This window comes from Mesorhizobium sp. EU05-FHT14A09, assembly GCF_058790995.1.
Genome location: NZ_JBYTDF010000001.1, coordinates 187,900 through 212,551 on the forward strand (window position 1 = coordinate 187,900; position 24,652 = coordinate 212,551).

General features: G+C 62.4%; 23 protein-coding genes. 17 read left to right on the forward strand and 6 right to left on the reverse strand.

Features of this window, described 5'->3' with window-relative positions:
- Positions 1-50: 50 nt before the first annotated feature.
- Both AC3WTO_RS00850 and sbmA read left to right on the forward strand, forming a co-directional pair.
- Positions 51-1,247 (forward strand): YbfB/YjiJ family MFS transporter, encoded by a 1,197-nt coding sequence (locus tag AC3WTO_RS00850; protein WP_492458787.1) that lies wholly within the window; start codon positions 51-53, stop codon positions 1,245-1,247.
- A 110-nt stretch (positions 1,248-1,357) separates the two neighbouring features.
- On the forward strand, positions 1,358-2,629 hold the full coding sequence (gene sbmA / locus AC3WTO_RS00855) for a peptide antibiotic transporter SbmA (protein ID WP_492458788.1): 1,272 nt from the start codon (positions 1,358-1,360) through the stop codon (positions 2,627-2,629).
- 62 nt (positions 2,630-2,691) lie between these two features.
- Here the strand turns inward: sbmA and AC3WTO_RS00860 are convergent, their stop codons facing one another.
- A complete protein-coding gene (locus AC3WTO_RS00860) occupies positions 2,692-3,735 on the reverse strand; it encodes a polysaccharide deacetylase family protein (RefSeq protein ID WP_492460006.1) in 1,044 nt (347 codons plus the stop codon).
- Positions 3,736-4,031: 296 nt separating this feature from the next.
- Here AC3WTO_RS00860 and AC3WTO_RS00865 point away from each other — a divergent pair, with 296 nt between their 5' ends.
- Both AC3WTO_RS00865 and der read left to right on the forward strand, forming a co-directional pair.
- Positions 4,032-4,697: a tetratricopeptide repeat protein gene (locus AC3WTO_RS00865; protein WP_492458789.1), complete on the forward strand. Its 666-nt coding sequence runs from the start codon at positions 4,032-4,034 to the stop codon at positions 4,695-4,697.
- A 6-nt stretch (positions 4,698-4,703) separates the two neighbouring features.
- Entirely contained in the window at positions 4,704-6,140 is a 1,437-nt protein-coding gene (gene der, locus AC3WTO_RS00870) for a ribosome biogenesis GTPase Der (protein WP_492458790.1), read from the forward strand.
- A 9-nt stretch (positions 6,141-6,149) separates the two neighbouring features.
- Here the strand turns inward: der and AC3WTO_RS00875 are convergent, their stop codons facing one another.
- Positions 6,150-7,064 carry a LysR substrate-binding domain-containing protein gene (locus AC3WTO_RS00875; RefSeq protein ID WP_492458791.1) on the reverse strand — a complete coding sequence of 305 codons (915 nt, stop codon included), beginning with the start codon at positions 7,062-7,064 and terminating at the stop codon, positions 6,150-6,152.
- 137 nt (positions 7,065-7,201) lie between these two features.
- Between AC3WTO_RS00875 and AC3WTO_RS00880 the strand changes: the two genes are divergently transcribed.
- From AC3WTO_RS00880 to AC3WTO_RS00910, 7 genes are all read left to right on the forward strand, one after another.
- Positions 7,202-8,503 carry an MFS transporter gene (locus tag AC3WTO_RS00880; RefSeq protein ID WP_492458792.1) on the forward strand — a complete coding sequence of 434 codons (1,302 nt, stop codon included), beginning with the start codon at positions 7,202-7,204 and terminating at the stop codon, positions 8,501-8,503.
- A 224-nt stretch (positions 8,504-8,727) separates the two neighbouring features.
- Positions 8,728-9,912 (forward strand): cell wall hydrolase, encoded by a 1,185-nt coding sequence (locus AC3WTO_RS00885; RefSeq protein ID WP_492458793.1) that lies wholly within the window; start codon positions 8,728-8,730, stop codon positions 9,910-9,912.
- 228 nt (positions 9,913-10,140) lie between these two features.
- Positions 10,141-10,530: an AtpZ/AtpI family protein gene (locus tag AC3WTO_RS00890; protein ID WP_492458794.1), complete on the forward strand. Its 390-nt coding sequence runs from the start codon at positions 10,141-10,143 to the stop codon at positions 10,528-10,530.
- 67 nt (positions 10,531-10,597) lie between these two features.
- Positions 10,598-11,362 (forward strand): F0F1 ATP synthase subunit A, encoded by a 765-nt coding sequence (locus AC3WTO_RS00895; protein WP_326895627.1) that lies wholly within the window; start codon positions 10,598-10,600, stop codon positions 11,360-11,362.
- 65 nt (positions 11,363-11,427) lie between these two features.
- Entirely contained in the window at positions 11,428-11,655 is a 228-nt protein-coding gene (locus tag AC3WTO_RS00900) for a F0F1 ATP synthase subunit C (protein ID WP_492458795.1), read from the forward strand.
- A gap of 113 nt (positions 11,656-11,768) precedes the next feature.
- A complete protein-coding gene (locus AC3WTO_RS00905; protein ID WP_129410912.1) occupies positions 11,769-12,368 on the forward strand; it encodes a F0F1 ATP synthase subunit B in 600 nt (199 codons plus the stop codon).
- Positions 12,369-12,379: 11 nt separating this feature from the next.
- Positions 12,380-12,871, forward strand: coding sequence for a F0F1 ATP synthase subunit B (locus tag AC3WTO_RS00910; RefSeq protein WP_492458796.1), 492 nt, complete (start codon positions 12,380-12,382; stop codon positions 12,869-12,871).
- An 88-nt stretch (positions 12,872-12,959) separates the two neighbouring features.
- On the opposite strand, the gene rnhB is transcribed toward AC3WTO_RS00910, so the two are convergent.
- On the reverse strand, positions 12,960-13,631 hold the full coding sequence (rnhB, locus tag AC3WTO_RS00915; RefSeq protein ID WP_492458797.1) for a ribonuclease HII: 672 nt from the start codon (positions 13,629-13,631) through the stop codon (positions 12,960-12,962).
- A 313-nt stretch (positions 13,632-13,944) separates the two neighbouring features.
- Entirely contained in the window at positions 13,945-15,099 is a 1,155-nt protein-coding gene (locus AC3WTO_RS00920) for a PA0069 family radical SAM protein (protein ID WP_492458798.1), read from the reverse strand.
- A gap of 145 nt (positions 15,100-15,244) precedes the next feature.
- Between AC3WTO_RS00920 and AC3WTO_RS00925 the strand changes: the two genes are divergently transcribed.
- Positions 15,245-15,751 (forward strand): glycosyltransferase, encoded by a 507-nt coding sequence (locus tag AC3WTO_RS00925; RefSeq protein WP_492458799.1) that lies wholly within the window; start codon positions 15,245-15,247, stop codon positions 15,749-15,751.
- A gap of 7 nt (positions 15,752-15,758) precedes the next feature.
- On the opposite strand, the gene AC3WTO_RS00930 is transcribed toward AC3WTO_RS00925, so the two are convergent.
- Positions 15,759-16,787, reverse strand: a complete 1,029-nt coding sequence (locus AC3WTO_RS00930; protein WP_492458800.1) for a substrate-binding domain-containing protein — start codon at positions 16,785-16,787, stop codon at positions 15,759-15,761.
- Between the two features lie 345 nt (positions 16,788-17,132).
- Between AC3WTO_RS00930 and AC3WTO_RS00935 the strand changes: the two genes are divergently transcribed.
- The 5 genes from AC3WTO_RS00935 (at position 17,133) to AC3WTO_RS00955 (ending at position 23,812) form a co-directional block, all read left to right on the forward strand.
- Entirely contained in the window at positions 17,133-18,491 is a 1,359-nt protein-coding gene (locus tag AC3WTO_RS00935; protein WP_492458801.1) for an ABC transporter substrate-binding protein, read from the forward strand.
- A 330-nt stretch (positions 18,492-18,821) separates the two neighbouring features.
- On the forward strand, positions 18,822-19,829 hold the full coding sequence (locus AC3WTO_RS00940; RefSeq protein WP_492458802.1) for a carbohydrate ABC transporter permease: 1,008 nt from the start codon (positions 18,822-18,824) through the stop codon (positions 19,827-19,829).
- Position 19,830: 1 nt separating this feature from the next.
- Entirely contained in the window at positions 19,831-20,997 is a 1,167-nt protein-coding gene (locus AC3WTO_RS00945) for a carbohydrate ABC transporter permease (RefSeq protein ID WP_492458803.1), read from the forward strand.
- Positions 20,997-22,670, forward strand: a complete 1,674-nt coding sequence (gene bglA / locus AC3WTO_RS00950) for a beta-galactosidase BglA (RefSeq protein ID WP_492458804.1) — start codon at positions 20,997-20,999, stop codon at positions 22,668-22,670. Before AC3WTO_RS00945 ends, bglA begins: the two co-directional genes overlap by 1 nt.
- A 29-nt stretch (positions 22,671-22,699) precedes the next feature.
- A complete protein-coding gene (locus AC3WTO_RS00955) occupies positions 22,700-23,812 on the forward strand; it encodes an ABC transporter ATP-binding protein (protein WP_492458805.1) in 1,113 nt (370 codons plus the stop codon).
- Between the two features lie 80 nt (positions 23,813-23,892).
- Here the strand turns inward: AC3WTO_RS00955 and AC3WTO_RS00960 are convergent, their stop codons facing one another.
- Positions 23,893-24,540, reverse strand: coding sequence for a dihydrofolate reductase family protein (locus AC3WTO_RS00960; protein WP_492458806.1), 648 nt, complete (start codon positions 24,538-24,540; stop codon positions 23,893-23,895).
- Positions 24,541-24,652: the final 112 nt, after the last annotated feature.

Consider the following 24,652-nt stretch of genomic DNA (forward strand, 5'->3'; position numbering starts at 1 on the left):
CCAAACAAAACGCATTGCCTCGCAGGCGCACAGTTTTATTGTGCGCTGCAATGAACGAGACACCGGCCTCTCCGCTGCGTTTTGCCCTTGCCGGCATGGTCGCCATGGCCGTCGCCATGGGCATAGGCCGTTTTGTCTACACGCCGATCCTGCCCGGCATGATGGAAGAACTCCATCTGTCGGCGGGAGATGCCGGCCTGATCGCGTCTTCCAACTATCTCGGTTATCTGCTCGGCGCTTTCACTGCCGCCGGCGGGTGGGCGCACGGCCGTGAGCGTGTCGTCATGCTGGGCGCATTGGCTGCCAGCGGCATTCTGGCCGGCCTGATGGGCTTCACGGATTCGACCGCGGCATTCCTCGTCATCCGCTTCTTTGCCGGCGTCGCCAGTGCCTTCGTCATCGTCTTCCTGGCGGCGATCGTCTTCAGTCACCTTGCCGTCGCTGGCCGCAACGGATTGCAGGCACTACATTTCAGTGGCGTCGGTCTTGGCATTGCCGGTTCGTCTTTGATGATGGCTCTGCTGGTCAGCAGCCACGCCACCTGGGTGGCGGGCTGGATGGTGGCCGCGGTACTCTCCCTTGTGGGTTTCGTTATCACTGTTCTGATGATCGATCGCGGCCCGGCACTGAGCGCTGGTTCAGGGCGGGAGCCTGCTTTGAAATGGAGCACCCCGCTGGTGAAAGTCACCATTGCCTACGGGATGTTCGGCTTAGGTTACATCGTTACCGCTACCTTCCTCGTGGCCATCGTGCGCCAGGGCGGCGGCAGCCGGACCTTCGAGGCCATGGTCTGGATGGTGACCGGCCTTGCCGGCATGCCTTCGATCTGGCTGTGGCAGAAGATCGCCGGCAAGACCGGGCTCTACGTCGCCTATGCCCTGGCCTCCCTGGTCGAGGCGGTTGGCGTGACCGCCAGCGTCGCGATGAGCCTGCCGGTCGGGCCGTTGCTCGGCGGTTTCTTCCTCGGTTGCACCTTCATCGCCATCACTGCGCTCGGCCTGCAGGCGGGCAGGGTGCTGTCACCACAGGCACCGCGCCGCGCCTTTGCCCTGATGACGGCAAGCTTCGGCATCGGTCAGCTGATCGGCCCGCTGGTCGCTGGCGTGCTGGCGGAGCGTTCAGGCGGCAGTTTCTTCGTGCCGTCGATCGCGGCGGCCATCGTCCTGGTCATCTCGGCAGCCATCGTCTGGTCGGCTGGCCGTGACGTCAGGCAGCAAGTCCAAGAAGAAGCCCGCTCGCCAACGTGACGAAAAAGTAATTCGCCACGGGGCCGGGGCACCATTCCTTTGCCGTAAAAACTATGACTTGATGGCTGCGAATCGCAATCGCGCTCGCGCGTCATCTGGGGCTGGCCAACGTGTTCGTATCCTTCTTTCCGAAGCCGAAGCTGTTTTTCCTTTCGGCCGCGGCATGGTCGCTTTTCCTGATTTTGCTATGGTTTTTTGGCGGTCATCAATTTGGTTCGGTATTGGGGCCCGCTGACCCCAGCGCGCCGCCGGCCATCGGCATCAATGTGTTCTGGTCGAAGCCATTCCTGTGGTTCTACATCTACTATGCCGCCAGTGTTCTGATCTTTTATGCGTTCTGGGCCTGGTTCTCGCCACACCCATGGCAGAACTGGTCAATTCTGGTCGCCGCGGTCGTCCTGTTCTTCATCTATTTCACCGTTCAGGTCAGCGTCGCGGTCAACAACTGGTACGGACCGTTTTACGACTACGTTCAGGGCTTGATGTCCGGAAGCAGGCAATCGACGAACAGCGAGTTTTACTGGGGCGTCGCCAGTTTTGCCTGGCTCGCGCTGCTCGGCATGAATGTGCAGGTGATCAACGCCTTCGTCGTCCAGCACTGGATCTTCCGCTGGCGCACGGCAATGAACGACTATTTCATGGGCAATTGGGAAAAGCTGCGCCACATCGAAGGCGCCTCCCAGCGTATCCAGGAAGACACCATGCGTTTCTGCCAGATCATGGAGGATCTGGGGGCGACGTTCGTAAAGTCGATCATGACCTTGATCGCCTTCCTGCCCGTCCTGATCCAGCTGCAGCAGCACATTACGGAACTGCCCATCGTCGGTGCCATTCCGCAGCCGCTCGTGATCGCGGCGCTGGTCTGGTGTGTACTTGGTACGGTCGCGGTGATGGTGGCCGGCGTCAAGCTGCCGGGCCTGCAGTTCCGCAACCAGCGCGTCGAAGCTGCCTACCGCAAGGAACTCGTCTACGGCGAAGACCATGCCGACAGGGCGCAGCCCGTCACCACCACGGAGTTGTTCAACAACGTCCGCCGCAACTACTTCACGCTTTATGCCCACTACGTTTATTTCAACGTCGTTCGCTACACCTATCTGCAGGCCGACGGCATCTATGCGCTCCTGATCCTGGGGCCGTCACTGGTGGCGCACAAGATCACCTTCGGTGTGTTCAGCCAGATTTCGAATGCCTTCGACCGTGTCGCGAATTCCCTGCAGTTCCTGCTCAATTCGTGGTCGACCATCGTCGAGCTGCAGTCGATCCACAAACGTCTGCGTGCGTTTGAAGCGACGCTGGCTGGCGAACCGTTGCCGACCATCGACCAGCATTATCTGGATCGCCAGAACAGCGGCATGCGGCCCGAGGATCAGCCGGCGTCATAGTCGTTGCTGGTAAGATGACGTGGGCGGCGTCAGCGCATGACCCCGAAAGGACGGGCGGCGCTCTAGCCGCCCATCGTCGCCGGCTTTACCGGCTTGCCCCTGGCCAGGTAGTCGCGATAGCTGATGCATTCCACATCGGCTTTCACGCAGACGTCTCCCGCGAAACGCTCCAGCGCGTTCCAGTAGGTGCCGTCGTTCATCAGCGTGAAGTGGAAGCCGAGTTCGAGCGGGATACGCTGGCCGCCATATTGCTTGTCGAAGGCGGCGCGGAAGGCTTCGTAGGTGCGTTCCTCGAATTCCTTGGCCTGGCTCGGCCGTTCGAAACCACCGGAGTGGCGCACGAACAGATTGTAGTCCATGGCGATGACGGGGCGTCGCTTAGGCCCTTCCGGGATCAGCGGCAGTGAAAACCGTGTCATCGCGCCGGATTTCGTCGGCACGGCAGGTCCCTGCGAAACGCCGCTGGCGTCATAGGTGAAACCGGCTTCCGGCAACGCCTGATAGAGGCCTTTTCCGGTCGAAAGATAAGGCGCCCGGAAACCGGTCACCGACCTGGCGAGCGCGCGCCAGCCGGCCGGCTCGGCGCTGATGCCGTTGATCGTGTAAGCGTTCTCCAGGATGCGTCGCGCGGCGCCGAGCTCTGCCAGCCAGTCGCTCTTGCTCCAGTCCTTGCCGTCGAAATGGCCGCAGGCGTGGCTGCCGAGATCGTGCCCTTCCGCGACCGCCAGGTTGATCTGCTCCAGCCGTTCCGCCACTTCTTCCTTTGAAGCGGCAAAGCCGATGTTCGACTTGCCGGTTCCCTTGGGGGGCGTGACGTAGTTCTTGCGGGTTTCTTTCGACAGCAGGAAGACGCAGGACAGGAAATAGCTGAAATGCGCGCCGGTGCGCTGCGCCAGCGCGCGGCTGCGTTTCCATTGCGCAATGTCGCGCGCGTTGTCGAAAGAGATGATCACCACCTGCTTGGGCGCGGCAGGCGTGCGCGACCGCGGCGGATCGGCAAGCGCCGTGGTCGTGGCGGCGGCGATCAGGCCGGAACACGCGAGCACGCGGAACAAACTGGGCATCATCGGTACAAAAACTACAATTCGTCCAGTTGGATAAGCGATTGCCGCTGCCCGGGCAATGGTGATGGTTCACTCGTCTAGTCGTGAAATGTGGCGCCGGTGCGGTCCCTAGAGCGTTTCCGTTTTTCACGGAAACGCGGAAACGCTCTAGGTTTTGTTCTCACCGCATTTTTGTAACGCCAAGTGATTCCACTTGACTACAAATGCTCGAAGATGTTGAGGAAAAGGTCAGCAATGCCGATTTTCCGGCTCCCCCCTTCCATGCCGACAAAATTCCGCTACAAGGCGGGGCTCATCTTTTGGCTCGGCATTTTGGCTGGGCGGCAACGGTTTGATTGATGTCCGACGACAGTTTTATCCGCGAAGTCAACGAAGAGATCCGCAGTGACCGCGCCAAGGCGCTGTGGGATAACTATGGTCCGATCCTGCTCGGCGCTGCCGTGCTGATCGTGCTCGGCACTGCGGCTTTCGTCGGCTACCGTTATTGGGACACCAGCCGCGCCAACCGTTCCGGCGATGCTTTCTCGCAGGCGCTGACGCTTGCCAATGCCGGCAAGCAGGATGACGCGCTGACCGCGCTGTCCGCATTGGAAAAGGACGGCTACGGCGCCTATCCGCTGCTGGCCCGCATGCGTGCAGCCACAGTCAAGGCCGACAAGGGCGATTTCGCCGGTGCGGTTAAGGACTTCGATGACGTCGCCGCGGACGGCGCCTTCCCGGCCTCGATCCGCGACATAGCACGCCTGCGCGCCGGCCTGCTTCTGGTCGACAACGGCAGCTTCGCCGACGTCTCCAGTCGCGTCGAGGCGCTGACGGCTGACACCAACCCGCTGCGTCATACTGCGCGTGAGGCGCTCGGCCTGTCTGCCTGGAAGGAAGGCAAGCCGAAGGACGCGCTCAAGCTTTTCGAACAGATCGCCGCCGACGAGGGCGCGCCGGGCAATGCCCGCCAGCGCGCCTCGATGATGGCAGATCTGATCCGCGGCTCCGGCAACGCATCGTGATGGGTAATGAGCTTCAAAGTCGCCATCATCGGCCGGCCTAACGTCGGCAAATCCACGCTTTTCAACCGTCTCGCCGGTCGTAAGCTGGCTCTTGTCGACGATACGCCTGGTGTCACCCGCGACCGTCGCGTTCATCCCGCCAAACTCTACGACATCACCTTCGACGTGGTCGACACGGCGGGTTTCGAGGATGCGCCGGCTTCGACGCTGCCTGGCCGTATGCGCCAGCAGACCGAGATTGCCATCCGCGAAGCCGACCTGATCTTCTTCCTGATGGATGCCAAGGCCGGCCTGATGCCGGACGACCGCACCTTCGCCGAAGTCGTTCGCCGTTCCGGCAAGCCGGTTGTGCTGGTGGCCAACAAGTCCGAAGCCCGGGGGGCACAGGGCGGCATGCTGGAGGCCTGGGAACTTGGGCTCGGCGAACCGGTGCCGGTTTCAGCCGAACACGGCCAGGGCATGCCGGATCTGCGCGATGCGGTGATCGAAGCACTTGGCGAGGAACGGGTCTTCGGGGAAGACGAGGACGCCAGCGACGAGATCGCCATCTCCGAAGTGCTGATCGGCGAAGACATCGCTGATCCCGACGCCGACGATGTGCCGGCCTATGACGAGGAAAAGCCGCTCCGCATCGCCGTGGTCGGCCGACCCAATGCAGGCAAGTCGACCCTGATCAATGCGCTGATCGGCGAGGAGCGCCTGCTGACCGGCCCGGAAGCAGGCATCACCCGCGATTCCATTTCGGTCGACTGGGACTGGCGCGGGCGCCAGATCAAGCTGTTCGACACCGCCGGCATGCGCCGCAAGGCCAAGGTGCAGGAAAAGCTGGAGAAGCTTTCGGTCCACGATGGCCTGCGCGCCATGCGTTTTGCGGAAGTCGTCATCATCGTGCTCGACGCGACGATACCGTTCGAGAAGCAGGACCTGCAGATTGCCGACCTGATCATCCGTGAGGGCAGGGCGCCGGTCATTGCTTTCAACAAGTGGGACCTGATCGACCATCCGCAGGAAGTGCTGGCGGAACTGCGCGAGAAGACCGAGCGTCTGCTGCCGCAGGCGCGCGGCATCCAGGCTGTCACCGTTTCGGCGGAGACCGGGCGCGGCCTCGACAAGCTGATGGATGCGGTCGTGCGCACCCACAAGGTCTGGAATAGCCGTGTTTCCACCGGCAAGCTGAACCGCTGGCTGGAAGGCATACTGGCGCATCATCCGCCGCCCGCCGTCGCCGGCCGCCGGCTCAAGATCAAATATGTCACCCAGGCCAAGACACGCCCGCCGGGTTTTGTCGTCTCGTGCTCGCGGCCGGATGCCTTGCCGCAATCCTATGTGCGTTATCTGGTGAACAGCCTGCGCGAATCCTTCGACATGCCCGGCGTGCCGATCCGCATGGCATTGCGCACCTCGGACAATCCTTTCGCCGGACGCGCCCGCAAGAAGAGCTGAGGCTGCCGGTCAGGCGACGCTGCGAAGGCGCGCCTGAGCCTGCTCTCCGGGCAGCGCTGCGCGCGCCGCCTGCAGCAGGATGTCGGCCAGCCGTTGCGTGACCGCATCGGCCTCCGCATCCTTCCTGAGCAGTCGCAATCCGATTTTCGGCAGTGCGGGCAGTCCCGTGGCGTCGGAAGACAATGCCTTCACCGTTGGCGGCAGGCCGATATCGGTGCGGATGGTCAGGCCGAGGCCGGCAGCCACCGCGGCCCAGATACCGGCGAGGCTCGGGCTGGAGAAAGCCAGCCGCCATGGTCGGTCGGCGCGGTCGAGCCGTTCGGTCGCGATCGTGCGCAGCAGGCAGGGCGCTTCCAACGACACCAGCGGCAGCGATGGCTCGCGCCAGTCCGCCATGTCGCCATTGGCCGGACCGATCCAGCGCAACTGCACATCGGCGATCAGGTCGCTGTTGGGCTGCGCCGTGCCGTTGTCCCAGGCCAGCGCCAGGTCGAGGCTGCCGGCGAGCACCCGTTCGGCCAGTTCCTGGCTGCGCGTGATCCTGGCCTCGATCTTCACTTTGGGATGGGCGCGGGTGAAGCGGCCGAGCACCTGCGGCAGCACCATCTCGCCGAAGTCCTCCTGCAGGCCGAGCCGCACCCAGCCTTCCAGCTCGACGTCGCGCACCGCGGATGCCGCCTCGTCATTGAGGTCGATCAGCCGCCGCGCGTAGCCGAGCATCACTTCACCCGCTTCCGTCAGCGTCAGCCCGCGCCCGGCCTTGCGGAAGATCGCTGTGCTGGCCTGGTCCTCGAGCTTCTTCAATTGCGCGCTCACCGCCGAGGTCGACCGGCCGAGGCGTTCAGAGGCCTTGGCGAAACTGCCGAGTTCCATGCCGGTGACGAAACTGCGCAGCGCGTCGAGATCGAAGGTGGTGCGGCTCATGTCTCTTCTCTCGTTATTCGTCCTGAATTTCAGGATTATAAGTCAAAAACTTCCTGATTTTTCGGATGAAGCTATGGGTGTAGTCAGGTTTCGTCAAGGCCGCCCGCTTGCGGCAGCGCGAAACAAGGACGTCACGCATGTCGCCAGAAATGTCGGTTCACCGCCTTTCATCGCCAGCAGGAGCTTGCGCCGTCGTCGAGGAATTCACCGCCGCACCGCCGCGGTTTGCCGCTGGCCATCGTTGGAAGGTGCTGGGCGTCGGTGTCGCCGCCAATGCCTGCTTTTCGATGATCTTCGCCGGCCTGCCCAGCACGGCCGTCGCGATGCGGACCGACTACCATCTCTCCAATTCCGACCTCGGCCTGGTGCTGGGGTGTCTTGGTCTCGGCGTCGCCATCAGCGAACTGCCCTGGGGCTTGCTCACCGATCGCTGGGGTGATCGCCGCGTGCTGCTGGCCGGGCTTGGCTCCCTGATGATCTGGCTCGGGCTGATGCTCGCCTTTCTGGTGCCGTCGCAGGGCTATACGCCCAGCGTTCTTTTCCTGGCCACAAACCTGCTTGTCGTCGGCCTGCTCGGCGGCAGCGTCAACGGCTCCAGCGGCCGCGCCATCATGGCCTGGTTCGGCGAGGGCGAACGTGGCTTCGCCATGAGCATCCGCCAGACCGCCATCCCGCTTGGCGGCGGTCTCGGCGCCTTGCTGTTGCCGTCGCTCGCCGAAGGCCTGGGCTTCGCGGCGGTCTATGCGCTGCTGGCCGTGACGGCGGCGGCCTGCACCTTCTTCACCTGGCTCTGGCTGCACGAGCCGTTATTGCAGCGGGCGGCGCAGCCGGTTCTGCCTGTCTCCGCGCCCGCCCCACTGCGCAGCGTCGCCATCTGGCGCCTCGCCGTGGCCGTCGGCATTCTCTGCTTTCCGCAGGTGGCGGTGCTGACCTTCACCACCGTCTTCCTGCACGACTTTGCCGGCATCGGCACGCTGGTCACCAGCGCTGCCCTTGCCGCCGTGCAGATCGGCGCGATGGTGATGCGCGTCTGGAGCGGGCGCTGGACCGACCGCCACCGCAACCGCCGCGCCTATCTGCGCTTCTGCGCGTTGCTCAGCGGCATCGCCTTTGCCGTCCTCACGCTGCTCGTCGCGCTCGCTGCTCCCGGCAGCGCCGCATTCGCCGCAGCACTCGTTGCCACGCTGGTCTTTGCCGGCATCAGCGTTTCGTCCTGGCATGGCGTCGCCTATGCCGAGATCGCCACGCTGGCCGGCGCAAGCCGGGCCGGAAGCGCGCTCGGTCTTGCCAACACGCTGGTCTTCGTCGGCTTCTTCCTAGTGCCGCTGTCGATCCCGCATCTTTTGGCGGCTACTTCCTGGAGCGGCATCTGGATGGCCGCGACGGCCTGCGCGCTTGTCGCCTGGCCGATCCTGCTGAAGCCCGAGCCGCGGGCCTGAGGCTAGAGCATGATCCCGAAAAGTGGGAACCGGTTTTCGGAAAAGATCATGCTCCAGCAAAGAGATAGAGCGGGATGCCAATTCAACGCAGTCGCATTCCGCTCTAAGCGACGGGGCAGGCGTCCCGCTTTCGGACACAGGGGCGGCCGATCGTTAACCGACCATCAAGGTTAATGCTTCATTTTGTTTTCCAGTGGCTTTTGATCAGCGTCCTGGAGAGTTCCGTGCATCGACGATTCGCAAAGCGGCTTCTGGCCGCTGCCGGTGACCGCAAATCTCTCCTGTCCCCGCTTGCCGTCGGCCTCGGCATCTGGATCGGTTTCCCCACCGCCGTCGCCTACCAGGACATGACCAGCCTGATCTCCGGCCTCGAATCTTCCAACGCCCGCTGGAACGCCTATGTGCAGAAGGCCGCCGCCGGCTCCATCCACGCTGCCGAACTGCCTTTCGTCGACAAGGATGCCGTCACCGGCTCGCTCGCCGGCTCGGGTGTGCAACTGCCCGGCATCGGCACCGTCGCTTTCAGCGGCAAAGTCACCAAGACCGGAGAGGTTTCCGACGAAGCCCGTGTCCAACGCGCCGACAAGAAGGGACGCATCGTCAAGATCGCGCCTGTGGCGCCACCGAAGAACTTCTCCGCCGGTTCGATCTTCCAGCGCACCTCATCGCTGCTGCGCCCGAGCCTCGACAGCGGATTGAAGCTCGCCTTCGCCAAGCCTGACATCAAGGGCAAGGAAGTCCAGATCGCCTCCGCCTTCCACCTGCGTGAGGAGAAGAAGAAGGACAACGGCGTGCCGACGATGCTGGCCAGCCTCGTCAACAACAACAACGCCGATGTCCTCGCCACCGCCTACGCCCCGGCCGAGCCGGACTATGCCAAGGCGTCGCCCTTCGAGGCGCTGCTGCAGGATGAGAAGCCGGCTGGTGGCCGTTTCATTCCACCGCTCGGCAAGGGTGACCACGCCTGGATGCAGACCCCCTTGCCGGCTTCGGTATTCTCCCAGCCCGAGCAGAAGTGCCTCGCCAACGGCATCTATTTCGAGGCGCGCAGCGAATCGCTGCGCGGCCAGGCTGCCGTCGCCCAGGTCATCCTCAACCGTGTCCGCAATCCGGCCTATCCCAAGTCGATCTGCGGCGTCGTCTACCAGAATGACGACTGGTTGAACCGCTGCCAGTTTTCCTTCGCCTGCGACGGTCGCCGCAAGCGCATCACCGAGCCGCAGAACTACAGGGTTGCGCAGGAAATCGGCATGGCCGTCACCGCCGGCAAGATCTTCCTGCCGGAAGTCGGTTCCTCGACGCATTATTACGCCGCCTATGTAAGCCCCGGCTGGGCGCGGGCGATGAAGAAGATGACCAGGATCGGCCTGCACATCTTCTATCGCACCTATGGCGGCGGCTGGAGCTGACCCTGACGGCGCCGCATTCGGCCCGGCCAAGGGGGCAGATTCTCTCCCCTGCCTGTCCACTTCCTGTCGGGCACGATGTCGCACTTATTTAAGTGCATGATTTCATTTCATAAAATACTTGCCGACAAAGCTTCCCCCTCGGCTTGACGGGGGGAAGGCCTCTAACTATGTTGCCCGCGACTTGAAAGCGGGCGAACGGCGACGTTTTGGCCGGGTAGGGAGGTTACGATGGCCGACAAGCCAGACGGAACCGGACGGACAGGCGGCGACGGCAAGCCGGGCTTTCACGACGACGATCTTGAGCGCCGCCGGCGCGCCCTTGAAGCCGGTCTGGCGACGAGGCATCCGGACAGGAGCCAGGGGGAAGAAGCGGCGAATGCCGGTCGTACCTCAGGGTATGGTCAGGCCTTCAAGCTGTCGAGCGAGTTCATTGCCGGCATAGCGGTCGGCACCGGGCTTGGCTGGATGGTCGATCGTCTTGCGGGCTCATCGCCCTGGGGTTTGATCGTCGGCTTGCTGCTCGGCTTCGGAGCCGGCATATTGAATGTGTTGCGCTCTGCGGGGTCTGTCGCCGAGTTCGGACAGGGCGGTAAAGGCCCGGACGGTCCAAAGAATTGAAGTACGGCTTCGTACCGAAGCCGGAATGAACGCAAAAAGCCTGAATGGCTTTCGAGAGGGTTAGAAAGTGGCAGCAGCTGACAAGGTCGATCCGATCCATCAGTTCCACATCAACAACATCGTTCCGCTGAATATCGGCGGCTACGATGTTTCCTTCACCAATTCCGCGCTGTTCATGGTCGTCACCGTGGTGCTGGCGTCGGGTTTCCTTCTTCTGACCACGTCCGGCCGCGCGCTGATCCCGACCCGTCTGCAGTCGGTGTCGGAAATGTCCTATGAATTCGTCGCCTCGATGCTGCGCGACGCCGCCGGCTCGCACGGCATGAAGTTCTTCCCGCTGGTGTTCTCGCTTTTCATGTTCGTGCTGACCGCGAACCTGCTCGGCCTGTTCCCTTACTTCTTCACCGTCACCACCCACATCATCGTTACCTTCGCGCTCGCCGCCTTGGTCATCTGCACGGTGATCCTCTATGGTTTCTACAAGCATGGCTTCGGCTTCCTGAAGCTGTTCGTGCCAAGCGGCGTGCCGGGCATCCTGTTGCCTCTCGTCGTCGCGATCGAGGTTATCTCGTTCCTCTCGCGCCCGATCAGCCTCTCTGTTCGTCTTTTCGCCAACATGCTGGCCGGTCACATCACGCTCAAGGTCTTCGCCGGTTTTGTGGTGACGCTGACGTCGATGGGCGCTGTCGGCATTGCCGGTGCGGTGCTGCCGCTGATCATGACGGTCGCCATCACCGCGCTCGAAATCCTGGTCGCTTTCCTGCAGGCCTACGTCTTCGCGGTGCTGACCTGCATGTATCTCAACGACGCCGTCCATCCGGGCGGACACTAAGCGAATACCCGGCGCAACCCGCCGGCCAATCCAAGCAATCCAGATTCATCAAGGAGTTAATTGAAATGGACGCTGAAGCCGCAAAGTACATCGGTGCTGGTATCGCTTGCCTGGGCATGGGCGGCGCAGGCATCGGCCTCGGCAACATCTTCGGCAGCTACCTGGCTGGCGCTCTGCGCAACCCGTCGGCTGCTGACGGCCAGTTCGGCCGCCTGATTTTCGGCTTCGCCGTGACGGAAGCTCTGGGCATCTTCTCGCTGCTCATCGCCCTGCTGGCGCTGTTCGGCGGCTGATACAAACCTGACGCAGGCCGGCGGCACGCTGCAGCCGGCCTGATTTTCAGGCCAGCTGGCCGTTTGTAACGCGGCCGGCCTGACTTCTGAGCCAGAATGACAGGAACCACGAGATGTTCGTGACACCAGCCTATGCTGAAGAGGCCGCGCCTGCCGCTGCCGGCGATCATGCTGCGCATGGCGAGACGCAAGCCGGCACCCAGGTGCCAGCCGAAGGCGGCCATGGCGGAAATACCTTCCCGCCGTTCAATCCTGCCACCTTCTCCTCGCAGCTGTTCTGGCTGGTGATCACCTTCGGCCTGTTCTACATCTTCCTGAAGAAGGTCGTGATGCCGCGTCTTGGCGGCATCCTTGAAGTGCGTTCCAACCGCATCGCGCAGGATCTCGACCAGGCAGCCAAGCTGAAAGGCGAGGCGGATGCCGCAGTTGCTGCTTACGAGCAGGAGCTGGCAGAGGCCAAGGCCAACGCCAACACGATCGGCCAGAAGTCCCGCGACGAAGCCAAGGCGGAAGCCGAGACCGCTCGCAAGAGCGTCGAAGCCGGCCTTGAGAAGAAGCTGGCCGAAGCCGAAGAACGCATCACTGCGATCAAGACAAGCGCGATGAAGGATGTCGGCTCGATTGCCGAGACGACCGCCTCCGCCATTCTCGACAGTCTGGTCGGCAAGTCCGACAAGGCCGAAGTGGCCGCCGCTGTCAAAGCCGCTCGCTGAGGAGACCCGTCATGGACGCCACATCTCTCGCGACAGTCTGGGCAACGATTTCGCTGTTCATCCTGCTCGGTGCCATGATCTATCTCAAGGTCCCGGGTACGCTGGCGAAGTCGCTGGACACCCGCGCCGACAAGATTCGCTCTGAGCTGGACGAAGCCCGCAAGCTGCGTGAAGAAGCGCAGTCGCTGCTGGCTGAATACCAGAAGAAGCGCAAGGAAGCCGAAAAGGAAGCGGCCGACATCGTCGAGGCTGCCAAGCGTGAAGCCAAGGCTTTTGCCGAGGACGCGCACAGGAAGACCGAAGACTATGTTTCGCGCCGCACCGCGGTTGCCGAGCAGAAGATCGGTCAGGCTGAGCGTGAGGCGATCGCCGAGGTTCGTGCCAGCGCCGTCGACCTCGCGGTAGAGGCTGCCCGCACCGTTCTCGCCGCCAAGGTCGATGCCAAGGCTGCCGGCGATCTCTTCAAGACCTCGCTGCAGGACGTGAAGTCGAAGCTCAACTGAGCTGCCGGTTCGATTGATCTTTGAGAAGCCGCTGGGGAAACCTGGCGGCTTTTTCTATGGCATTACAGGTCGCGGGATGAAGAGGGCTTCAGTCCTCGACTGCCGCCGCCTCGAGGCGAAACGGCGCGAAGGAAACCCGGTGCAGGCGCTGCAGCGGGCCATGGGCTGCAATGGCCGAGCGATGACGCGCCGTGGCGTAGCCCATATGCACTTCGAAGCCATAATGCTCATGGCGACGGCCACAGCCGGTCATCATACGATCGCGCATCACCTTGGCGACGATCGAGGCGGCTGCGATCGACTGCGAGCGCTGATCGCCCTTTACTAGCGCGCGGCCTTCGCATGGCAGTCCGGGCGGAACATCGCGGCCATCGGCCAATGCCAGCTTCGGCTGTAGGGAAAGTCCATTGAGCGCGCGTCGCATCGCTTCCAGGCTGGCGCGCAGGATGTTGGTGCCGTCGATGCCTTCTGCGCAGATCGAGGCCATGCCGATTGCCTGCGCCTTGGCCAGGATCACCTCGAACAGGGCCTCGCGCTGCGGCAGCGATAGCCGTTTGGAATCATCCAGCCCTTCGGGAATGTCATTGGGATTGAGCACCACCGCTGCGGCCACGACGGGTCCTGCGAGCGGCCCGCGCCCGGCCTCGTCCATGCCGGCAACCGGCCACAGGCCTTGCCGGATAGCCTTCTTCTCGATCGAGAAGTCCGGCTTTTCGACGATTTCGAACAAGAGCGGAGAATCGGAACGCATGCGAGCCATGATACGGCGAAGACTCGCACCCGTCCCGATTCTCCGCAAGCCCTCAGGCCAGCAGGGGAAGCTGGCGGAGAGCACCGTCTGACGGCCGGGGGACAGGGCCGGACGGGATCTGTCTGTCCAGGCGGATGCCTGGACGCCTCGGCGTTGCCGCGAAAAACGGAAACGCTCCAGTCTCGCGCATGACCCCGAAAATCGGAATCGATTTTCGGAAAGGGGGGCGGCCTGCGCCACCCGGGGTGGCCTGCGCCACCCGTCATGCGCCAAATCAAAGTGTTAGAGCGACCTTTGCGCGTCCGAAAGGACGCGCGGCGCTCTAAAGCAGCTTCAACTGCTCGAACGGGCGCGCGGCCGGAACGAACTGGTCCGTCCGCAATTGCCGCCGCTCGAGATTGAGACCGAGCCGCTTGGCGGCGATCTCGAAGCGCCGGCCGATCTGCCAGGCATAAGGACCGGCGCCTTTCATGCGCTTGCCCCATTCCGAATCGTAATCCTTGCCGTCACGCATCGAGCGGATCAAGGACATCACGTGCCGGTAGCGATCTGGGTAGTGACGCAGCAGCCAGTCCTTGAAGATCGGGCTGACTTCCAGGGGCAGCCGCAGCACCACATATCCGGCCTCACGCGCACCAGCCGCATAGGCGGAATCAAGGATACGCTCGATCTCGGCATCGGTGAGGCCTGGAACGATCGGCGCCACCATCACGGAAGCCGGAATGCCGGCATCTGACAACTGCTGGATCGCTTCCAGCCGTTTGGTCGGTGTCGAGGCGCGTGGCTCCATGGTGCGGGCAAGCATGCGATCCATCGTCGTCACCGACAGCGCGACCTTGGCCAGTCCGCGTTCGGCCATGCGCGAAAGGATATCGATGTCACGCGTCACCAGCGCCGACTTGGTGACGATGCCGACAGGGTGGCCGCGCGCCTCCAGCACCTCCAGGATTTCGCGCATGATCCGGTATTGCCGTTCGATCGGCTGGTAGGGATCGGTGTTGGTGCCGATGGCGATGGTGCGCGGCTGGTAGCCTTCCTTCGACAGCTCCTTGTCGAGCAGGCGCGCTGCGTCGGGCTTGGCGAACAGCTTGGCTTCGAAATCGAGCCCGGCCGACAGGCCCATGAAGGCGTGCGTCGGTCGCGCAAAACAGTAGACACAGCCATGCTCGCAGCCGCGATAGGGATTGATCGAGCGATCGAAGGAGATGTCTGGCGATTCATTGCGCGTGATGATGGTGCGCGGCTTCTCCACCTGCACCTCGGTCTTGAATGGCGGCAGTTCTTCCAGGGATTCCCAGCCATCGTCGAAGACATGGCGGCTGACCGGCTCGAAACGGCCCGACGGGTTGATGCCGGCGGAGCGGCCGCGATTGCGCTCGGGTCGTACGCGCATTCCGCTCTGGTCCAGCATGGCATTCGCCATCTCGGCCCTTCCGGCTCCGAAAGCCGCAATGTCGGCACGCACGACTTGTTCCATCTTGGCTCTTTCCCAGGGGCTTTCTGCGGGGCGTCGAATCGCTGTCCTCATGAAATTATTCCTATCCGCATTGTTAGAACAAAGCAAGAACTTTGATCGGCGAAGATGGCTGGCGCTGGTCGCGGCTTTCCGCTATTCGGCAGGAATGCTCAGCGTCCTGATTGAAACGCGGAATGACGAAGAGGCGCTGGCGCGCACGCTGGCCTCGCTGGTCGGCGGCGTTGTCGAAGGCATGGTCCGCGAAGTGATCGTCTGCGATCTGGGCTCGGTCGATCAGACCGCCAAGGTGGCTGAACACGCTGGCTGCCGCTATCTGGCGGCGGGCGGTATCGGCGCCGGGATCGCTGCGGCCAAAAGCGACTGGTTGCTGCTTCTGGAGCCGGGCGCGAGGCTGGTCGAGGGTTGGGCGGATGTCGTCGCCGACCATATCGCCCATTCCGGCAAACCGGCACGGTTTTCATCGGCGCGCGGCGCGCGCGTGCCCTGGTTCAGAACGCTGTTTGCGCGACGGAACCCGGTTGCCAACGGCCTCGTCGTCAGCCGCAATCAGCTGGCCGCATCGCGACAGGCCGCATCCGGCGCGCAGGCGCTGGCTGCCGGCATGCGAACCGTATCGCTGCCGGCCGATATCTGGCCGGCTCCTGGCCGATAGCTCAGGATCAGGCACAGGCGGGGACGCCTGCGATCGAAGCCCTGACGACAAGGTCGACGGGCCAGACTTCGCCGCGGGCGCCATCCTCCAGGCCGGACAGGCGTGCGATCAATCGCTCCGCCACCCTGGCGCCGGCCGCGCGGATCGAGGAGCGGGTGGTCGACAGCGGGATCGAGAAGTTCTCCGGCTTCAGCCAGGAAAAGACGTCGTCATGCGCAATCAGCGACAGGTCGCCCGGTATGGTCAGGCCGAGTTCGCGAACGGCGCGCACTACGCCCAGCGCCATGATCAGGCTGGAGCAGAGGATCGCCGTCGGGGCGTTGCCACCCTCCAGGACGCGCCTTGCCGCGCGGTATCCGTTTTCTTCCGTCATCACGGTCGAGAAAACCTGATCGGGCGGTAAGGCCAGTCCGCTGCCGGCTAGGGCGCGTCGCACGCCGCGCTCGCGATGGATGGCGAAGGTCTCTGTGTCGTCGCCATTGATCAGGGCAATCCGCCGGTGGCCAAGCTGGATCATCAAGCGCGTCGCCTCGTGAAAGGCGCCTTCGTTGTCGATGTCGAGATAGGGGTACTCGAAATCGAAGCCGTCGCTGCGGCCATGCACCAGGAAGGGCAGGCCAAGTGTATCGAGCAGCGCGACGCGGCTGTCCTGCGGGCGCGGTGAGGAAACATAGACCGCATCGACCTGCTTGTTGGCGACGATGCGTCGGTAGGTCGTCTCCTGTTCTTCCGCGTCGGCCGGCGACAGCACCAGGTCGAGTTCATGCGCGCGGGCATAGTCGCCCAGTCCCGACAGGAACTCGACGAAATGCGGATCGATGTCGACAGCCGAGCCGGTCGGCAGCACATAGCCGATCATGCCGGTCTTGCCGGTGGCCAGCCGGCGTGCGGAAGGGTTGGGGCGATAGCCGTGGCGTTTGGCGGCATCGACGACACGCCGCCGTGTTTCCTCATTGACCTCGGGATAGCCGTTGAGAGCGCGGCTCACCGTGGTCTGCGAGAGTTGCAGCATCTGCGACAACTGCTTGAGGTTCAATTGCGCCTCCCAAAGCGCTTGGAGAGCCTTCTTGGCCTTGGCAGCCAAGTTCAGGAAGAAAGGTCACTCTAGGTCCAACTGATGCGGCTTTGAAGTGAATTTGCTGCTGCGGTGCCGAAAATCCATGCTGCGTTGCGATTTTCACGTCGTGTTTCAGTCATTTAAATCGATTAATTGGGCATGGTCTTGACTCTTTTCGATTTCGGTGGCGAGATACGCGAAGCCAAAGCGCTTTGAATGCCGGTTTCGGAAGGTTGCAGACCTTTTCGGGCTCGGGCACAGTCAGGCGACGTCGGCGGCGGAATGGAGGTTCCGTCGGTATCCGATCCAGAGGGAGGATTGCAGATGAAGAAGCTGTTGTTGCTGGGCACGGCGTTTGCTGCGCTGGCCTTGGCTGTGCCTGCGCAGGCCGCCGAATTGAAGTTCAAGCCCGGCGAGGAGTCCAAGTTCAACTGGGCCAACTATGAAGACCTGAAGAAGGTCGACCTCAAGGGCGAGACGTTGACCGTTTTCGGTCCGTGGCGTGGTCCCGACGAGACGCAGTTCCAGTCCGTCCTGGATTATTTCCGCGAGGCGACCGGGGTCACCATCAACTATTCTTCCTCGGAAAACTACGAGCAGCAGATCGTCATCGATACGCAGGCCGGCAGCCCGCCGAACATTGCCATTCTTCCGCAGCCGGGCCTCATCCAGGATCTCGCCTCGAAAGGCATGCTGACGCCGCTGGACGATGCGACCGCGGCCTATGTGAAGGACAATTACGGCGCCGGCCAGAGCTGGGTCGATCTCGGCACCTACAAGGACAAGGACGGCAACGCCAAGTTTTTTGCCTATCCCTGGAAACAGGACCTGAAATCGATGGTCTGGTACGTGCCGGAGAACTTCGAGGAGAGCGGCTACAAGGTCCCCGAGACCTGGGAAGACATGATGGCGCTTTCCGAAAAGATCATTGCCGATGGCGGCGTGCCTTGGTGCATCGGCCTCGGTTCGGGTGGCGCCACCGGCTGGCCGGCGACCGACTGGGTCGAAGACATCATGCTGCGCACGGTGAAGCCCGAGGTCTATGTCAAATGGACGAAGAACGAGGTTCCCTTCACCGATCCGCAGGTCGTCAACGCGCTGAAGGTCTTCAACGACATCGTGCAGAACCCGAAGATGGTTGACGGTGGCACCGCCGCGGTCGCGGCGACCGACTTCCGCGATTCACCCAAGGGCCTCTTCAGCGTGCCGCCGAAATGCTACATGCACCGCATGGCCTCGTTCATCCCGTCCTTCTTCCCGGAGGGCAAGAAGCTCGGCGAGGACGCCGACTTCTTCTACCTGCCGCCGATGGCATCGCACGCCGATCTCGGCAAACCGGTGCTGGGTGCCGGCACTTTCGCGATGGTCACGAAAGACTCCAAGGCAGCTCGTGCCTTCATCGAGTTCCTGAAGATGCCACTGTCGCATGAGATCTGGATGGCGCAGTCGGGCTTCCTGTCGGCCCTGAAAACGACGAAGCCGGAAGCCTATGCCAACGACATCCTGCGGCGCGAAGGCGAGGTGCTGCTCAACGCCTCGACCTTCGGTTTCGACGGATCGGATCTCATGCCCGGCAAGGTCGGCGCCGGCTCGTTCTGGACCGGGATGATCGACATGGTTGGCGGCAAGGCGCCCGACGCGGTCGCGGCCGATATCCAGAAGAGCTGGGACGGCATCAAGTAGGACCCTGGCATCGTACTGCAAACCAAGAGTGCGGCCTCCCAAGGCATGCCGGTCCGGGCAAATAGGCCCCGGATCGGCCTGGGGAACCTGGAGGCTCGGAGCAATTCCAGGAAGAGTGCGTAGCCGTTTTCCGTTCGGAATTGCGTACAGCAAAAAGTCGGAGCGTTTCCACGAAAACGGAAACGCCCCATGGAAAAGAGGAAACTGAACCATCCCGGTGGCGTGTTTGCGCTGCCTGGCGGTGCTTGCACTGAATTTTGCATTCCCGGCAGGTTCCGGTCGAAGTTCGAGGCAGGTGCAGTCACGGATCCGCAGCAAGGGGAGGAACCCATGGCGGCTCAGATCTTTTCGGCCATTCTCGTCATTCTGATCGGTGTCGGCGGCTGCGTCGCCTATTTCTGGGGCGCCAACAAACTTGTCGACCTCATCTTTCCCGCGCGCGGCGTCAGCGGCCAGGCGGCGATCGACAATCTGCGTCGTCAAGGCCTGATCCGGCCATGGCTGTTCATCGGGCCGGCGCTGATCCTTCTCGTCGTCTATCTGATCTATCCGGTCGTCAGCACCGTCATCACCTCGTTCCAGGACAAGTCCGGTCACGGCTTCGTCGGGCTCGCGAACTACCAATGGGCCCTTGGTGACGGGCAGTTCCGCAACTCGATCTTCAACAACATATTGTGGCTTCTGGTCGTGCCGGCCGCTTGTACGTTCCTCGGCCTGGTCATTGCCGTGCTCACCGACAAGATCTGGTGGGGCACCATCGCCAAATCGCTGATCTTCCTGCCGCTCGCCATCTCCTTTGTCGGCGCCAGCGTGATCTGGAAGTTCATCTACGAATATCGCGGCGAGGGTCAGGTGCAGATCGGCGCGCTCAACGCGCTTGTCCAAGGGCTTGGCGGCGACCCCCAGGTTTGGATATCGATGCCGTTCTGGAACAACTTCTTCCTGATGGTCATCCTGATCTGGATCCAGACCGGCTTCGCCATGGTCATCCTGTCCTCGGCGTTGCGCGGCATCCCCGAGGAGACCATCGAGGCGGCCGTCATCGATGGCGCCAATCCCTTCCAGATTTTCTGGAAGATCATGATCCCGCAGATCTGGGGCACGATCATCGTGGTGTGGACGACCATCACCATCCTGGTGCTCAAGGTCTTCGACATCGTGCTGACCATGACAAACGGCCAGTGGAACAGCCAGGTGCTTGCCAATCTGATGTTCGACTGGATGTTCCGTGGTGGCGGCGATTTCGGCAAGGGCGCGACCATCGCGGTCATCATCATGATCGCCGTCCTGCCCATCATGATCTGGAATATCTACCAGGCGAACAGGGAGGGCTTGTGAGATGGCGCACGCGAGCGGCAAATCGGCCGGCCGGTCTTCCTTCGGTACATGGGCGGTCCACATAGCGGCGCTGCTTTTTGTCATCGTCTGGACGATCCCGACACTCGGCATTCTGGTCACGTCCCTGCGTGACAAGGACCAGATCGTCGGTTCGGGCTGGTGGGCTTCCTTCTTCAGTTCGACGCAGGTGCAGCAGGTGCGCCTGGCCGCGCCCGACAAGCAGGTCGAGAAGGACGGCAAATTCGTCATCGAAGGCAACGTCTTCGAAAATCCGGGCAGCACCCAGGTTTCGGCCTTTGGCGCACGCGCCCAGGAGCCGACCAAGTTCCAGGTCGGCACCGTCGCCGACCTTGGTGAAGGCGAGACACTGCAGGTCTCCGCCGATGGCAGCTATGTGCAGTCCTCGACCAAGAAATTCGAAGGGTCGCGCGGCCAGCGTGTCTACTTCTCCTCGACCGTTCCGCCGCGATTCACCACCGAAAACTACGGCAACGTGCTCACCTCCGAGGGAGTCGGCCGTTCCTTCCTGAATTCGCTGACGGTGACCATTCCCGCCACGATCATCCCGATCATGATCGCCGCCTTCGCTGCTTACGCCTTGGCCTGGATGCGGTTCCCGGGGCGTGCGCTGTTGATCGCCGTCATCATCGGCCTGCTGGTCGTGCCGTTGCAGATGGCGCTCATACCGCTGCTCGAAATGTACAACGGTGTCGGCAACCTGTTCGGCGTTCCTTCCAAGACTTATCTCGGCATCTGGCTGGCGCATACCGGCTTCGGCCTGCCTTTCGCCATCTACCTGCTCAGGAGCTACATCGCCGGCCTGCCGCGCGAGATCATGGAGTCGGCCCGCATCGATGGCGCCAGCGATTTCGAGATCTTCATGAAGATCGTGCTGCCGCTGTCGTTCCCTGTGCTCGCATCCTTCGCCATCTTCCAGTTCCTGTGGGTATGGAACGATCTGCTGGTGGCGATGGTTTTCCTGGGCACAGGCGCCAACGAGCTGGTGCTGACAGGCAAGCTCAACGCTTTGTTGGGGTCGCGCGGCGGGGACTGGGACATCCTGACGACATCCGCTTTCATCACGATCATTCTGCCATTGATCGTGTTCTTCTCGTTGCAGCGCTACTTCGTGCGTGGCCTGCTGGCAGGTTCGGTCAAAGGAGGTTGATGGTGAAGCAAACGATGCAGCGCAAGTCCGAGGCAGCCATGCCGGCGGTCGATCGCGACTGGTGGCGTGGCGCGGTGATCTATCAGATCTATCCGCGCTCCTACCAGGACACGAACGGCGACGGCATCGGCGACCTCAAGGGCATCACCGCCCGGCTTGGCTACATCGCTTCTCTGGGGGTGGACGCCATCTGGATATCGCCCTTCTTCAAGTCGCCGATGAAGGATTTCGGCTACGACGTCAGCGATTATTGCGACGTCGATCCGATGTTCGGCTCGCTGGCGGATTTCGATGCGCTGGTGACCGAGGCGCATCGGCTCGGCCTCAAGGTGATGATCGACGAAGTGCTGTCGCACACCGCCGACATCCATCCCTGGTTCGCCGAAAGCTGCTCCAGCCGCGACAATCCGAAGGCTGATTGGTATGTCTGGGCCGATGCCAGGCCGGATGGCACGCCGCCCAACAACTGGCTGTCGATCTTCGGCGGTTCGGCATGGCAGTGGGATACCCGCCGCCAGCAATACTACATGCACAATTTCCTCTCCGAGCAGCCGGACCTGAACTTCCACAACCGTGAGGTACAGGACGCGCTGCTCGACATCACCCGTTTCTGGCTCGAGCGCGGCGTTGACGGTTTCCGTCTCGACACCATCAATTTCTACTTCCACAGCGAGGGCCTGGAGAACAATCCGGCGTTGCCGCCGGAAGAGCGCAACGACCAGACGGCGCCGTCGGTGAACCCCTACAACTACCAGGATCACATCTACGACAAGAGCCGGCCGGAGAACCTGGCGTTTCTCGAGCGGTTCCGCGCTCTGCTCGACGAATATCCCGCCGCTGCGGCTGTCGGCGAAGTGGGCGACTCCCAGCGCGGGCTCGAAGTCGTTGCGGCTTACACAGCCGGCGGCAAGCGTGTGCACATGTGTTATGCCTTCGACTTCCTGGCACCCGAAAAGATCAGCGCTGCCAAGGTGCGTGCGGTGCTGGAAGCGTTCGGTCGTGTTGCCAGCGACGGCTGGTCCTGCTGGGCATTCTCCAACCACGATGTGGTGCGCCACGCCTCGCGCTGGGCTGCCGGCGAGGCCGACCCGGTTGCCTATCTCAAGCTTGTCTCGGCGCTGCTTCTGTCACTGCGCGGCTCGGCCTGCATCTATCAGGGCGAAGAGCTCGGTCTCGGCGAGGCCAACCTGTCCTTCGAGGATCTGCAAGACCCGTACGGCATCCGGTTCTGGCCGGAATTCAAGGGCCGTGATGGCTGCCGCACGCCGATGGTATGGGAAGCGGCTTCGCCTCATGGCGGCTTCTCAACCGCCAGGCCGTGGTTGCCGGTGCCTGGCGAACATCTGTCCAAGGCAGTCAATGTCCAGGAAAGTGACAGCGCATCGCTGCTGCAGCACTATCGCCGCTTCCTTGCTTTCCGGCGCGCCCACCCGGCACTGGCCAAGGGGGACATCGAGTTCATCCAGGGGCAGGGCGATGTCGTCGTCTTCTCGCGCGAGGAGGGCAATGAACGCATCGTCTGCGCGTTCAATCTCGGCAACAGCATCACCGAAGTGGATCTCGGTGGCGGACGTTCCTTGCAACCTTTGCCGGGGCATGGTTTTTCTTCGCAATCGGGGACCGGCAAGCTTCGCCTTGGCGGTTATGGAGCCTGGTTCGGGCGTCTCGCCTGAACCGAAAACAAGAATAAAGGGAGGAAACAATGGCCGATCTGACCCTCAGGCAAGTGAAGAAGTCCTACGGCAACATCCATATTCTTCACGGCATCGACCTCGACATCAAATCGGGCGAGTTCATCGTCTTTGTCGGTCCGTCCGGCTGCGGCAAATCCACTTTGTTGCGCTCCATCGCCGGCCTTGAGGAAATCACGTCGGGCGATTTGAACATTGCCGGCGAGCGGGTGAACGATGTGCCGCCGTCCAAACGCGGCATCGCCATGGTCTTTCAGTCTTATGCGCTCTACCCGCACATGACCGTCTACGACAACATGGCTTTCGGCATGAAGATCGCCGGCGAGAAGAAGGAAGAGATCGACCGTCGCGTCAAGCAGGCGGCCGAGATCCTGCAGCTGACCAAATATCTTGACCGCCTGCCCAAGGCGATGTCGGGCGGCCAGCGCCAGCGCGTCGCCATCGGCCGTGCCATCGTACGCAATCCGAAGGTGTTCCTGTTTGACGAGCCATTGTCGAACCTCGACGCCGCGCTGCGTGTCGCCACCCGTATCGAGATCGCCAAACTGAAGGAATCGATGCCCAACACCACGATGATCTACGTCACCCACGACCAGGTCGAGGCGATGACGCTGGCCGATCGCATCGTGGTGCTGAAGGATGGCCACATCGAGCAGGTCGGTACGCCGATGGAACTCTACAAGCGCCCGGGCAACCTGTTCGTCGCGCAGTTCATCGGTTCTCCGGCCATGAACATCCTGCCGGCTACCGTGGACAAGTCGGGGGCTTCGACCGCGATCAGCCATGTTGGCGGCCGCAAGGCCTCCGTGCCGATTGCAACACCGTCTGGCGCGCAAGGTGCGGCAATCTCGTTCGGCGTGCGTCCGGAGGATCTGTCCATCGCCACCGGTTCCGATTACCTGTTCGAAGGCAAGGTCGACTACATCGAACAGCTCGGCGAAGTGCAACTGGTCTATGTCGATATCGGTCGCGGCGACCAGCCGCTTACCGCAAAGCTGCCAGGCAATGTCGAGGTCCAGCGCGGCAGCAGCCTCAAGCTCACCGCCAATGCCGACGATCTGCATATCTTCGATGCCGACGGCCGGTCGTTTGCCCATTACGAGGCCGCAGCCAAGGCCGCCTGAAGTTCGTCATCAGTGCCAGAAACAAGAGGGCCGTCGGCCCTCTTGTCGTTTTTGATCACCTGGATTCGGGGCTGTTGCCGTCAATCATCTCTCACGACGGTCAGATGTGTTGCTTTCTCCGTCGCCACCCGGTCGGTGATGCGGTAGCCGAGAGCTGCGAGGTCGATATCCGAAAACAGGTTTTCGCCCGAGCCCATCAGAAAGGGGGCGACGGCGAGATGAAGGTCATCGACAAGCCGTGCCTTGAGATATTGCTTGAGCGTTTCGACGCCTCCGCCAACCCGGACATCCTTGCCTGCAGCTGCCTGCCTGGCTTGCGCCAGCGCGTCCTCGAAGCCGCTGGTGACGAAATGGAAAGTCGTGCCACCTTCCATGGTAATCGGTGCTCGAGCGTGGTTGGTCAGCACGAAGACGGGTACGTGATAGGGCGGGTTGTCGCCCCACCAGCCTTTCCAGGTCTCGTCCGGCCAGGGACCGCGCACAGGCCCGAACATGTTGCGGCCGAGGATCCAGGCGCCAAGGTTGTCGAAGCTGCGCGTGGCGAACTCGTTGTCGATATCCTTCAGCCCTTCTCCGCCGCCAGTCATCGCCTGGAAAGTGTCTGTTTCGAAAAACCAATCATGCAGCTTTTCGCCGTTTTCGCCGAGCGGGTTTTCGAGGCCCTGGTTCGGTCCGGCGCCGTAACCATCTTGCGATATCGAGAATGCGCGAACCACCAGTTTGGACATTTGGATCCCTATAACCAATTGCGATTTGCAACCGGTTATAGGGAGAGTGATCTTGAAATGCAACCAGTTTTCCGGCCAGGCGGATTTGGCTAGGGGCACAGCGCCGCAAAAC

Excerpts from the sequence above, each read along its gene's own strand:
- AC3WTO_RS00850 (WP_492458787.1), top strand. The coding sequence starts at position 51 with ATGAACGAGACACCGGCCTCTCCGCTGCGTTTTGCCCTTGCCGGCATG.
- AC3WTO_RS00865 (WP_492458789.1), top strand. The coding sequence starts at position 4,032 with ATGTCCGACGACAGTTTTATCCGCGAAGTCAACGAAGAGATCCGCAGT.
- der (WP_492458790.1), top strand. The coding sequence starts at position 4,704 with ATGAGCTTCAAAGTCGCCATCATCGGCCGGCCTAACGTCGGCAAATCC.
- AC3WTO_RS00875 (WP_492458791.1), bottom strand. The coding sequence starts at position 7,064 with ATGAGCCGCACCACCTTCGATCTCGACGCGCTGCGCAGTTTCGTCACC.
- AC3WTO_RS00880 (WP_492458792.1), top strand. The coding sequence starts at position 7,202 with ATGTCGCCAGAAATGTCGGTTCACCGCCTTTCATCGCCAGCAGGAGCT.
- AC3WTO_RS00890 (WP_492458794.1), top strand. The coding sequence starts at position 10,141 with ATGGCCGACAAGCCAGACGGAACCGGACGGACAGGCGGCGACGGCAAG.
- AC3WTO_RS00900 (WP_492458795.1), top strand. The coding sequence starts at position 11,428 with ATGGACGCTGAAGCCGCAAAGTACATCGGTGCTGGTATCGCTTGCCTG.
- AC3WTO_RS00905 (WP_129410912.1), top strand. The coding sequence starts at position 11,769 with ATGTTCGTGACACCAGCCTATGCTGAAGAGGCCGCGCCTGCCGCTGCC.
- AC3WTO_RS00910 (WP_492458796.1), top strand. The coding sequence starts at position 12,380 with ATGGACGCCACATCTCTCGCGACAGTCTGGGCAACGATTTCGCTGTTC.
- rnhB (WP_492458797.1), bottom strand. The coding sequence starts at position 13,631 with ATGGCTCGCATGCGTTCCGATTCTCCGCTCTTGTTCGAAATCGTCGAA.
- AC3WTO_RS00920 (WP_492458798.1), bottom strand. The coding sequence starts at position 15,099 with ATGGAACAAGTCGTGCGTGCCGACATTGCGGCTTTCGGAGCCGGAAGG.
- AC3WTO_RS00925 (WP_492458799.1), top strand. The coding sequence starts at position 15,245 with ATGCTCAGCGTCCTGATTGAAACGCGGAATGACGAAGAGGCGCTGGCG.
- AC3WTO_RS00935 (WP_492458801.1), top strand. The coding sequence starts at position 17,133 with ATGAAGAAGCTGTTGTTGCTGGGCACGGCGTTTGCTGCGCTGGCCTTG.
- AC3WTO_RS00940 (WP_492458802.1), top strand. The coding sequence starts at position 18,822 with ATGGCGGCTCAGATCTTTTCGGCCATTCTCGTCATTCTGATCGGTGTC.
- AC3WTO_RS00945 (WP_492458803.1), top strand. The coding sequence starts at position 19,831 with ATGGCGCACGCGAGCGGCAAATCGGCCGGCCGGTCTTCCTTCGGTACA.
- bglA (WP_492458804.1), top strand. The coding sequence starts at position 20,997 with ATGGTGAAGCAAACGATGCAGCGCAAGTCCGAGGCAGCCATGCCGGCG.
- AC3WTO_RS00955 (WP_492458805.1), top strand. The coding sequence starts at position 22,700 with ATGGCCGATCTGACCCTCAGGCAAGTGAAGAAGTCCTACGGCAACATC.
- AC3WTO_RS00960 (WP_492458806.1), bottom strand. The coding sequence starts at position 24,540 with ATGTCCAAACTGGTGGTTCGCGCATTCTCGATATCGCAAGATGGTTAC.